Below are 12337 nucleotides of genomic sequence, written 5' to 3' on the forward strand. Positions count from 1 at the left end.
CCACCTTATCACTCCCAAATAGCCTGAAGCTCAGGCACTAGCTATGAACTACTGTACCCAATAAGTCAACACAACAGGCAAAATAAAAATGCTCATAATAGTTGAGAGGAAAATAATACCGGATATCTTCGGGGTATCTTGGGGGCGATAAATAGATATCCAGAGGTAAGTACTAACAGCGCATGGCATAAGGGATTGCAGAATAAGCACCCCTCGCATAGCACCCGTAAAGTTAAACAGATTTATCAAAATAAGCGCGACGGCGCCACCGAGAATTATGTGCCCAATAGCAAAGACCAATCCAATCTTAGTATCACCCAGCTTAATTTGGGCCAAGCTATGTCCGAGGGTCAACAACATTAGAGGGATTGCCATACCGCCCAAAATATTAAGAGATGACATAACGGGCTTTGGTAAACTTATATTGAAAATCAATGCGACTATAGAAAAAACCACACTGTAAATTGCTGGGCTAAGCATAATTTCCTTGGCCGACCAGCTACCCGATGTTACTCCAGGAGCAACCACAAAGAAAAAAATCATTCCTACAACAACAAAAGCAATTCCGTATAGAACTCCCGCATGTCCAAATGCTAACGCACATACTGCGAGGCCGATATTGCCTACATTGTTCATACTTAGACAAGAAAAGTAAGTACGTATATTTTGCCTAAATAAAGATAAGAATAGAAGGGCTAGCACTGACATCAACGAGTACATCAGGAAGGCGGCCAACAGCATCCATAGAAATCTACCCAATACTATCTGCTGGCCCAGCATATGATCCAATATCAGCGCCGGATAACCAATATGAGCCATTAATTTGGATACCATTTTGGAATTTAATTCTTGCTTACTTGCTGCAAACAGGTATCCAATAAGGACGCAGATAAATACGGGAATAATAACTTCAAATACGTTCTCAAATAGGGTTCTCATCGAACATCAAACTCCCTCTGCCCTACTTCTCAGCACTGCGTAACAAGCACCCCTTTAATACGCTGACAGCCCCACCAGAACACATAAAAAAATCGATAATATATTTACCTTCTAATATCCCACAGAATTAAGCAGGCAAAATTGCGATGTTCTGACAGATTTTCAAGTCAGAAACTGCAACCATAAAAAATGCCTATAAATTCAACTGCAACTCCTTAAGGTTTAAGGTCGGAGTGATCCATATTTCAGCATCAAAGGCCGCAAAAAATTTTTCATTATAGGTCATCAACTGATCTTGACAGTTCTCCTCAAAGATAAAAATTGCTGCACGCTTTCCTTGCTCCAAAAAGAAATAGGAAGCCTCAGGATTGGCTGAGGCGATAAAATCATTCATCGCTACAGACATACTATCATCAGCAATGGACTTGTTGCCGGCCTTTGCCGGTATCAGGATTTTCATTAATAGGCGCATTTTGATCCTAGCAGTTGTCGAGTTTGCAGGATCAAAACATAGCCTTTTCACTATCCAGCTGCGCTGCATTAAGTGACAATTCTCAGAGCATATCAGTGGTGATTTACAACTGATATTCAGTAAGTAGCCTTTTCCTTCCGGCCAATAGTATTACTACCTGAAGGCGCCATCGAATCTCTACAGCATGCCCCAGGGAAGAGAAAACATGACTTAGGTAGTCACCAAGTCACTGGGATCGCTCCCTTTCTTTGGCTTACGCTCAATCCACTTAATCCATTTTAAGTCCTCTACCATAGTTGTATAGATGACCGGCACCAAAAATAGTGTTCCAAAAGTGGCCAAGATAAGGCCGCCAATTTGCGCAAAACATAATGGCCGCCAGAGGGGGCCTCCGTGAATAGCTAAGGGGATCAAGGCGAAGGTCGTCGCTGCAATAGTGATTAAAATGGGGCGCAGTCTAAGAATACCTGCATCAAGTAATGCCTGACGAAGCGAATCTCCTGCAGTATGACGCATCTCAATAAAATCAAATAGGACAATAATATGACTGACAATGACGCCTATTAGGCTCACTATCCCTAAAAACGCCATAAAGCCAAATGGCTGACCAGATATAAACAACGCTACTAGTGCACCCACCATACCTAATGGAACCGTGGCGAACACTACCAGAGGCTTTATCAAACTACTAAATTGGAATACCAAAGCAAGGTATATTGCACTGGAGGAAACAGCCATGATCATTAGTAATTGCAGGAATCCATGACGAGTACTGGCTGCATCTCCAGATATCTGCAATTGATATCCAGCAGGCAAAGAATTTGAGAGTTCTTTTAACTCTTTTTGAACACCAGACATAATATCTGATGAAATAAATCCGGAATATGGAAATGCATAAACAGTAATCGTTCGAAACTTTTCCAATCTATATATTCTTTCTGTCGAAAAGAGAATGGAAGTGGTTGCCACTTGTCTCAATGGAATATGAATATCGCTATCAGATGCGAATACATATAGATTATTGACATCCTCCAACTGCCCACGCTCCGCCAATCGAAGCTGAGCAACAATAGGTATTTCCTTATCTCCCTGACGCAAGGTATCCACTGTAGATCCAGTAAAACCAGAAGACGATGCCAGAGCGATATCAGCATTGGTAACGCCCGACATCTCAGCTCGATCTTCTAACACATTCATATTCATTACTAGGCTTTTTCCAGCCCAATCAGCGCGAACCACTCGAGCATAGGGAGATTTCTCAACAATTTCTTTAACTTTTGCAGCATATTCTCGCAGAAGTGCTATATCCTTCTCCTCCTCCAAAGACCCTACTGCCACACGTCCCGAGACTCTTATCTCGACAGGATGATCAACAGTACTCGTTTGTAGCTGGCGAACATCCAACTCCGCCCCAGGAATTCGTTCAGAAAGAGCGGTCTGGATAATTGGAACCAGAATGGGAGTCAGATACTTATCACTTAATCGAACGATTATTTGTCCATAATTAGATTGCTTTTGTTGAGGATTAGATGTGTACCAAAAGCGTGGTGCCCCACCGCCTAAGGTACTGCTAATCCCCTCCAAAATGGGTCCATCACTCTTTTTTATATGCTTCCGTTGATACTCTTCAATAGTTTCTCTAATTATTTCCTCAGCGACTTTTGCCACACTATCCGTTGCATCAATACTCGCATCATTTTGCAACCAGATATCAACATAAAATAAATACTGAACATCAGCAGGAAAGAATGCATTCCTCAGCTGGCTTTTTATAACCACACCCAATACAAGAATACCCAAAGCGATTAATATAACAATTTTTCTGTTGCTAATAGCCCAGTCCGCTGCTCGATAGTAGCGTCCGGTAAGCCCTTCTCTCCTCCGCACCTCCAAACTTCGCTCTGCTTGCTCCGGAGGACGTAGTAACGTATTCCCAAGAAAAGGGATAAATGTCATGGAGACAATACGGGATGCAACCAATGCACAAACCATCACGATAGGAAGACTATGTAGAAAATCCCCCTGATTCCCCGTTAGCAATAAAAACGGTAAATACGCAACAATATTTGTCAGTGTCGCAAAAAAAATCGCCTTAGCCAGCAAAGTTGGCCCCAACCAAGCAGCAATGATAGAGGGTTTACCGGATGCCATTTGCCGCTTGATCGCATCACTCGCAACTACTGGGTCATCGACTAAAAGCCCCAGAGCTATTATTAACGCAGCAATTGACACCTGCTGAATATCTATTCCCAGCAACTGCATAAATCCAAAGGTCATCGTTAATGTTACTGGTATAGATATCATTAACAGTACAGCAGATCTCCAATCTGAAAACCCGATAAATGCAATTATCACAACTAAAATAATCGCCTCTATCAAAGCTTCTAGAAAGAGGCTTACACTCTCTCGCACTTGACGCGGCTGATCAGAAACTCTTTCAATAATAAGGTCTTTGGGTAAATCAACCTTAACCTTTTCCAAGACTGTGCTAACATTGCGACCAAGCTCGCCTATTTGTTTGCCATCCAGCATCTGCACAGAGAGGTTAATGCTGCGGCTACGCTGCCAGTCTCCATTTTCATCTTTATTTACGTAGTAATTTAACAGGGGCGGTGGCGCTTGATACCCCATAATAATATCGACAATTCCGCGCAAATATACCGGCGTTCCTGTATCGCTTAAGGCCACCGGAACATTGGCAATTTCTTCGTGATTATTAAATTCACCACTGGGCATAATAGCGATACCCAAATCATCCGAAATAATGGTACCGCCGGGAATAGTTGTATTGCGGGCATTGAGAATAGGGGCAATCATGTCAGGTCGCAACCCATAGGAGGCCAGCCTTTCCTGCGAATACAGTAATTTTACTTCCTGAGTCAGCACACCAGTTCTTAGCACTCTTTTTACTTCCGGAATGGCCCTTATATTTGCTGCAATAAGATCAGAGAAATCATCAAGTTGACGATAGCTATATTTCGCACCTGCCACTTTCATTAAATGGTCGCGAGTATTGGCCAGATTACGAACCACAAAAGGGTCCCAAGCATCGGGAAAGAATCTCTGGGCACTTAGCTTATCGGATAGGTATCTTTTTGTTGCCGCTAGTAATTCACTATTACTTTTATCAGATAAAAAATCCAATCCCAAATAACCGGCCCCATTTAAAACTTCAAATCCTGTTCCATAGCCCTGAGCTTCAAGCCAATTCGCAAAGATCCATAGGCCTGTAGCAGAGTACGTATCTGCTAAAGATAAAGGAAGGGCAACAACGATACTCACCCGTCCCTTACTATTTGACTCTTGCCCTCGAACCTCTGAAATACCCTCCCTAATATCCTCCGCACGTAGTGTAATTTCAGTAGGCCCAGCACGGGGGCTAGCAACACTGAGTAATATAGCTGCAGTATCACCAAACTCCGAGTTCAGAGAAATTTTGCTAGCTCCAGATGGCAATTGCTGCTGAGCATCAATCAGCTTCAGATTTAGATCATTAAATGCTTTTGTAACATCGGTTTTCGGTGCCAACTGCGCTTGTACGATAGAGACACCATTTAATGTAAGGGACTTTATTGCAAAGGTCCGTGAGTCTGGCTCGTGAAGATATTCACTCTGCGCTATAGCTTCCTCAACCTTTCGAGTTACCAACTCTTCAACTCTTACTGCAGATTGCCCACGCCAGTGAGTTGTTGCTACAGCAATACGCACAGGAATATCTGGATCTTTGCTTTTCGGCATAAAGAGATAAGCAACTACCCCCCATACCAGAACAGTAACCAGTAATGCAGCAGAAATACTCGGGTTGTCTACAAAAAAGCGTGCAGTATTAAAGCGATGGTGGCTCTCCGCTTCAATAATTTCCGCCTGTCTTTTTTCTTCCTGATCTGTCATTCCCTAGCCCTCAAGGCACGACAATTATAGCTTTCCCATCACTGAGCTGGGCAGCACCCGTTGATACAACCTCCTCGCCCTCAGTTAACCCCTGGATAATGACAATATTATTGCCAACTACTTGTCCCGGGAGCACTTTTCTTAGTTTTGCTCGTAAAACTTCACTATCTCGCTCCAGCACAAATACAGCGAATCCTTTGGATTTTCCAGGGTGAGCAACTAAGCAGGAAAGTGGTATGAGAACCCTATCTGGAGGTATCGGTATTTTGTCCAAGGCCAGAGACATAATCATTCCTACCCGCAATTGCGCCTTGGGATTATCAACGGTAACCGTGATTGCAAATACCCTGGTGCGGGGATCTGCCATAGGAGAAACTTCGGTGATCATGCCCTTAAATGTAAGATCCGGTAATGACTCTGTACGCAGCGACACCACGCTGCCAAGAGGGGCGTAACTCAAAACTATATCAGGTACTGAAAACACAACTTTCACTCGGCTAATATCGGCCACAACAAAGCCAACCGACTGCGAGTGGACCAATGTACCCACTTCGATATTGCGTTGCAGGATAATGCCCGTAAGTGGAGAGCGCAGCACTGTATCCCGCAACTCTTCCTCTGCCCGATCTAAATGAGCCTTGGTACCGACCACCGCAGCTTGCGCAATTTCATACTCTTCCCTGGCTGAATCATAATCAGGGGCGGTAATACTGGCCGTGGCAAAAAGCGCAGTTGCCCGTTTGTAATTGAGATCAGCTTTACGCCGTTCTGCTTCCGCTTTACTCACATTTGCAGCGGCTTCTACCACGCGATCTCTGTATTGCTCGTCATCAATCTTAGCCAATTCTTCGTGACGCTTAACGTAGTCCCCTCCTTGCAGCAAACGAGTCTGCCCCAGCGCTTTTCGCGAGGGAATTACACGTACATAGCCTTCTGTACGAAAAGCTACGTCAACTTGCGTATAAGGATTGACGACTGCAGAGTATGGGTAACCAGCTGCTGCGTCTTGCGAGCGGGCAACAAAAACCTCTACCGGCGTGGGTTTTCTCTCCGGAGGTTGGCGGTGGCAACCACTAGCGGCCACTAATATAGCGATAATACAGAGGCAGATAACGCGCATTTATCACACCTCCCCCACCGACCTTTCATATTCCGCCAGGGACCCCCATACAGACAGTATCGCGCGGTTGTAGTCGCTATTCGCCCGAAAAAGCTGTTTTTCCGCCTCCAGGACATCACTCAGAACGGCAGCTTGTTCGCGGTAACGATTTGTCATTACCCGCACTTTCTCCCGATAAGCTGCCTGTAATTCCCGCGCAACCCCCACAGACTCCTGAGAAGTACGCAAGCGACGCAAACTCTCACGAACCTCTATTTCTATTCGGTTTCGAACCTCCTCAGACTTTTTTTCCGCTTCAAGAATTTTATTGGCACGACTGGACAGTTCATCCCGTTTCCGCCCCCAATCAAAAAACTCCCAGCGCATTTCCAGGGCGATAAAAGCTTCAGCATCAGGTATCAACCTGACGTCATAGAGCTTTAGGTACTCAATATTCAAATCGATATCGGGAATGTACTCAGACTTCTTCACATCGTAACTATATTCAGCCCGCTCAATAGACAACTCTGATTCAGCGAGATCTGGACGCTGTTCAAAGGCAAGCCCTAAAGAAGTTTCGACATCGAACGCTAAATGATGTGGGTTTGGAAGGCTCTGAATATTGAAGGGGGTCTCAACATCCCGGGCCATCAACGCATTGAGACGCTCCTTCGCTGTCGCCATCTCATCGGTAAGGCGCTGGCGCTCCAGCCTGCGCTGGGCCAGGCGTGCTCGCACATCCAAAAGTTCATATTCAAGGGCAACTTGTTGTGCAACATAATTCCCTACAAGTTCACTCAAAGAAGTAAGGAAGATAATGGCTTCATCCACGGCCTGTAAATCACCAAGGATTCTGCCAATTTCAAAATACTGGATCTTGGTGAGGTAGCCTATATCCTGCTGCACCAAGCGAACCTTTTCCTCCGCCATTTCAGTGACAACATACCCCTCACAAATCTCTAGCTCTATTGTGTATAGCTGTGTGATAGGTTGGGTCGCGCTGACAGAGAAGGTCTTGGTCACACCTTCCTCTGATGTGATCTCTATATCCCTAGGGGGGATAGGGCCTATCGGAGAATTCTGCACAAAAACGCCACGATCAAAGGTGTACCTCTGGCGTGTTAAGTTATCGATTATCCCTGCATTCATTTCCAGCCGGGGATAGCGCTTTGTTTTTAATGCCTCGACGTCATCCCAAACCTCATTAACTTCCAGCGCAGCCGCCTGAACCCGTAAATTAGCTGTCACTGCCAAATCGACGGCATCTTCCAGGGTCAAAACAGGCTCGCTGGCATAGCTCCAGGCTCCGCCGCCAGTCAGCAGTATTGCGAGCGCGCACTCGAACAACGGCCACCTCTATTTCCAGCAACAATTTAAATCTGCTCACTGCGCAAATAAATTTAGGATCGAGTAAGTATATCTGTTGACAGCCACTGGCCGGACTGCTGACCCCAGACTGGCGGATTCCTATTTGTCCCCTTGGACAATATTCACATTTTTAATAACTCAATAAATTTATATTCCAACGACTCGCGACTAGAAATTCATTTTTGAAAACACCATCACCTCTTAGAGCGGACAGCCCCCCCCATCAGTTTTCCGAACAGAAACTGTGTAGACGCCATAAAGAAGCATCACCTGTCGCGATCCTTTAGCTAGGCTAGTTAATGGCGGCAATCAAAACCGTATTTCTTTGGTTCCGTGGAAAACCCTATGGCGGTGAAGTTTATTCCTCTATTGATTCTCGCGGTTTGCACTATCGCCGTGGCTGGGGTGTTGAGCTTATTGGTTTATTTTGACCTGGATGATCAGATTATTGAGCTGATGCAGTGGCTCAATGAGCAGGGCTGGCAGACAAGTTTGCTATTTATCTTAATTGTGGCCGCAGCAATCGTCTTTTTACTCCCTGGCGTCATTTTTACCATGGGGGCGGGGTTTGTATTTGGCGTTATAAAAGGAACCCTACTGGTTATTGCCGGCACCGTACTTGGAGCAACCCTCGCATTTCTTATCGCCCGCTACCTTCTCGGCGAGAAGCCCTCTCGGTGGGTTATGTCTCATATCAAGCCCGCGACTGTTGGCGAAGTGATTCGTCGCGAGGGCTGGCAAATGATTATGTTGACCCGACTGGTGCCCCTATTTCCCTTCAAGTTGTCGAACTACTTCTTTGGACTGACTCCAGTTCGACTGCGTGACTTTGTAATCGGAAATGCCCTGGGAATTATCCCCCTTACGTTGCACAACGTTTACATCGGCTCCATCGCAGCAGATCTCACCTCCCTGGGCAAGGTTGAGGAACGCACTCCAGTTCAGTGGGGATTTTATATTGCCGGATTCGCCCTGGCCGTCATCGCACTCATCGGGCTCACTCGAATGGCTCGTCGTGCATTGAAAAGAATTATTAAAGAAGAGGACCTCTGATGCCTTGGATGAAATGGCTACCTTGGCGCTTCTTCGTACGCCGCTTTGCCACCGCTCACGGTTTCCTTGATCCACTCACATTGATGGCGCATCTACAGCGCTTTGCCGAGCCTTCAGAGGTGAGTGAACCCATCGAGCTGCTACGCGCAGGGGCGGTATTTCACGCTCGAGCACTGATCAACAGTAAAGTCATACAACACAACTTGGACTGGGTGTGGCCCTACTGGATTCAGCGCCAGTTCGATCCCTATGACAAGTCGTTTATCCCCCGGGCTTTTTCCATTAGCCACTGTAATTTGAGCCACCGCAACTGGACTGCTGTAGGTATACCCGACTGCGAAGAACTGCCGATTGTCGATCCCCGAGGCCTGCTTACACCCCACTACGATGGTTGGTCTATCGATGTCTGGGTCATCGGTGATAGCGGTGAGGAGCTAATGCCCTCCACCCTAGGCTTCTGCAACCAGCACCAGGAGCTGGGAGATGATATTGCAATAGTTACCGAATCCCATCGCCGGGGTCTTAAGTTGCACAATAGGGCCTCAGCGAGCCTGCTCCAAGGCCACCCCCGCTGTGTGCTTGAACTCAATGCCCAATGCCCGGGAGGCGGCTGGCTAATGGTGGTCTTGCGACCCTGCAATCCTGAAGGCGTCAGCTTTGTTCACAAGGTTCGTCTGGGCGATAGCGGGCGCAATTGGCTTATTGAAGACAAGGCCGCCGTAGAGTTCAGTCAGCCGGTAGACAAACACCTGGCATCCAATTACAAACGTGGCGATATCTACCTCCATCTCCGGGACAAAGAAAGCAATCGCGAGGGGCTCTGCGATATTGGCATGGCCTCCGCTGCCGCTATGTTTCGCATCGAAGACCGAAAACCCCGCAAGATTGAGGTTGCTATTCCCCTGGTCACAGAGGAGAGTAAGCAGCGCTCTCCCCTTTGCTGGGAACATGTCCTGGAAGGTCACTGCGCCCTGACCGTTCCCGACGAAAAGTTTCAGTTTCTCTACGACTCGGCAATACGCACCCTTATTCTCCACTCTCCCAAAGATGTCTACCCAGGCCCTTACACCTACAAACGGTTTTGGTTTCGGGACGCGGCATTTATGATTCAATCGCTGCTATATGCCGGACTGACAGACCGCGCAGAAAGAGCTCTGGAGCAATTTCCCCACCGGCAAAAGCGGGATGGTTTTTTTCACTCCCAGGACGGCGAATGGGACTCCAATGGTGAAGCCCTGTGGATCTTCAATCTCTATTGTGAATTAACCGGCAAACCCTTAAAGCAGCCGTGGTGCGAGCCTGTCGTCAGGGGTGCCAAATGGATTATCAACAAGCGCCTGCCGAATGATGGCAGCCCCTGTGGGGGCCTGCTCCCTGCGGGATTCAGTGCAGAACACCTGGGGCCCAACGACTGCTACTACTGGGACGACTTCTGGGGCGTCGCCGGCCTGCAGAGTGCCGCCAGTATTTGCACGCGCGAAGGTATGGATGACAACGCCCATCGCTTCAATACCGCGGCCAGCGACTTCCAGAGCACTATTGATCAAAGCTTGCAGGATGCACAGGGCCGCCTGGGCCGCCCCGCGATGCCAGCCTCACCAAACCGGCGCCTGGATGCCGGTGCCGTAGGGTCGATCGCCGCAGGCTATCCCTTGCAACTCTACCCACCAGAGGACCCGAGGTTGGTAGACCTGGCGGAATACCTGATGGAAAAGTGCTTTGTAAGCGGCGGGTTTTTCCAGGACATGATCCATTCCGGCATTAACGCCTACCTCACTCTCCACATTGCCCAGGTATTGCTTCGCGCTGGAGATGCCCGTTGTATTGACCTTATGCGCAGTGTGGCAGAACTGGCATCGCCAACAGGGCAATGGCCGGAAGCCATCCACCCCCATTCTCTCGGCGGATGCATGGGGGATGGACAGCACGCCTGGGCAGCGGCTGAGTGGGTGGCGATGCAACGCAATTGCTTTGTCCGCGAAGAGCAGGACGCTCTGGTTCTCATCTCCGGGCTTCCCCCCGAGTGGCTCAAAGGTACTGACTCAGATCAGTCCATCCGCTTTGGGCCCGCGCCAACCCGGTTTGGCTTGGTTACCCTGGAGATTCAACCAGGCTCCACGCCAACGGTCTCTTGGGCTGCCGATTGGCATGGTAAGCCCCCACCTATCGCCATTAAGGCCATCGGCTTCCGGCCAGTGCTGATCACCGACGAATCGCAGAGTGCGGAGTTGAGCCCCAAGTGAATATCGTGATGCTCACCAACACCTACTTGCCTCACGTGGGCGGCGTTGCGCACTCCGTCGCCGCGTTTAGTAAGGAATATCGCAAACGTGGGCACAAAGTACTGGTGATCGCACCTGAGTTCCCGCAAAAGTCTGACGATGAAGAACATGTTCTGAGAATTCACTCAATCCAGAATTTTAATGGCACCGACTTTTCCATGGCACTGCCATTTTCAGGGGTTTTGAATGATGCCCTGGATAAATTCCGTCCGGATATCCTCCATGCCCACCACCCTTTTCTCCTGGGACTGACAGCCCTACGTCTTTCGCGGGAGCGCGAGCTACCGCTCGTTTTTACCCATCACACATTGTACGAGCACTACACCCACAATTTGATGGGAGATTCACAAGCGCTCAAACGCTTTGTAATGGAAGTTGCCACCCGCTTCGCCAATAAAGCAAATCTGGTCTTAGCCCCAAGCCTGAGTGTTGTGAGACTTCTCCGGGAGCGAGGGGTACAAACTCCAATCGCGGAAGTCCCTACGGGAGTGCACCCAGAGCAATACGCCCATGGAGAAGGCAATAAGCTCAGGAAAAAACTGAAAATACCCGCATCAGCATTCTTGTTGGGACATCTGGGCCGCTTCGGGAAGGAAAAAAACCTGGTTTTTCTTTGTCAGGCCGTCGCCAAATTTTTACAGGAATATCCATCCGCACACTTTCTTCTCGCTGGCAGCGGCCCACTGGAAGATCAGCTCCAGCAGTTTTTTACCGACAAAAAATTAATACAACGTGTACATATGCCAGGGAAAGTCATTGGTGATGCCCGCCGTGATGTCTACAGCGCGATGGACACCTTTCTATTTACTTCCACTACTGAAACCCAAGGTCTAGTGCTGTCTGAGGCAATGGCCTCTGGAGTTCCCGTGATCGCCCTGGAAGCCAATGGATCGAGAGATATATTGAAGCAAGGTATTAACGGCTGCCTGGTAACCAAAGAATCGCTGAATGATTTTGTGGCGGCGATACGTTGGTTCCACAACCTGCCTGATGACCGCCGCCAGCAGATGATCAAGGAAGCCAGAATTACGGCCCAGGATTTTTCCATGAATAGCTGTGCCCAACGTGCACTGGATCTCTATCAACCCCTCGTGCACTACAACTGGCCGCTTGATAACTCTATTTATGCGCGATGTATACGCACTGGAAAATTAATCACCATACAGTGGGAGATTTTCGAGGGCTTCACAGAAGCCGCAGGCGCAGCCTTGAATCAACCACCTAAGCGTTAGT

The 12337-nt window shown here is 48.0% G+C and carries 8 protein-coding genes; 3 read left to right on the forward strand and 5 right to left on the reverse strand.

What is annotated here, in order from left to right:
- Positions 1-48: 48 nt before the first annotated feature.
- From ACJJI4_RS11250 to ACJJI4_RS11270, 5 genes are all read right to left on the reverse strand, one after another.
- Entirely contained in the window at positions 49-939 is an 891-nt protein-coding gene (locus tag ACJJI4_RS11250; RefSeq protein WP_444907998.1) for an AEC family transporter, read from the reverse strand.
- Positions 940-1132: 193 nt separating this feature from the next.
- Positions 1133-1480 carry a hypothetical protein gene (locus tag ACJJI4_RS11255; protein ID WP_444907997.1) on the reverse strand — a complete coding sequence of 116 codons (348 nt, stop codon included), beginning with the start codon at positions 1478-1480 and terminating at the stop codon, positions 1133-1135.
- 141 nt (positions 1481-1621) lie between these two features.
- Entirely contained in the window at positions 1622-5302 is a 3681-nt protein-coding gene (locus tag ACJJI4_RS11260) for an efflux RND transporter permease subunit (protein WP_444928122.1), read from the reverse strand.
- Between the two features lie 10 nt (positions 5303-5312).
- Complete coding sequence (locus ACJJI4_RS11265) at positions 5313-6422, reverse strand: efflux RND transporter periplasmic adaptor subunit (protein WP_444928123.1); 1110 nt, start codon at positions 6420-6422, stop codon at positions 5313-5315.
- A gap of 3 nt (positions 6423-6425) precedes the next feature.
- Positions 6426-7748 (reverse strand): TolC family protein, encoded by a 1323-nt coding sequence (locus ACJJI4_RS11270; protein ID WP_444928124.1) that lies wholly within the window; start codon positions 7746-7748, stop codon positions 6426-6428.
- A gap of 366 nt (positions 7749-8114) precedes the next feature.
- Between ACJJI4_RS11270 and ACJJI4_RS11275 the strand changes: the two genes are divergently transcribed.
- Genes ACJJI4_RS11275 through ACJJI4_RS11285 form a run of 3 tightly spaced genes read left to right on the forward strand, consistent with a single transcriptional unit; the run spans position 8115 to position 12336 of the window.
- Entirely contained in the window at positions 8115-8822 is a 708-nt protein-coding gene (locus tag ACJJI4_RS11275; RefSeq protein WP_444917499.1) for a TVP38/TMEM64 family protein, read from the forward strand.
- On the forward strand, positions 8822-11065 hold the full coding sequence (locus ACJJI4_RS11280; protein ID WP_444928125.1) for a hypothetical protein: 2244 nt from the start codon (positions 8822-8824) through the stop codon (positions 11063-11065). Before ACJJI4_RS11275 ends, ACJJI4_RS11280 begins: the two co-directional genes overlap by 1 nt.
- Positions 11062-12336: a glycosyltransferase gene (locus tag ACJJI4_RS11285; RefSeq protein ID WP_444928126.1), complete on the forward strand. Its 1275-nt coding sequence runs from the start codon at positions 11062-11064 to the stop codon at positions 12334-12336. The genes ACJJI4_RS11280 and ACJJI4_RS11285 overlap by 4 nt, the downstream gene beginning before the upstream one ends.
- The last annotated feature ends 1 nt before the right edge of the window (position 12337 follow it).

The organism is Microbulbifer maximicatervae (SeqCode) (assembly GCF_052467305.1).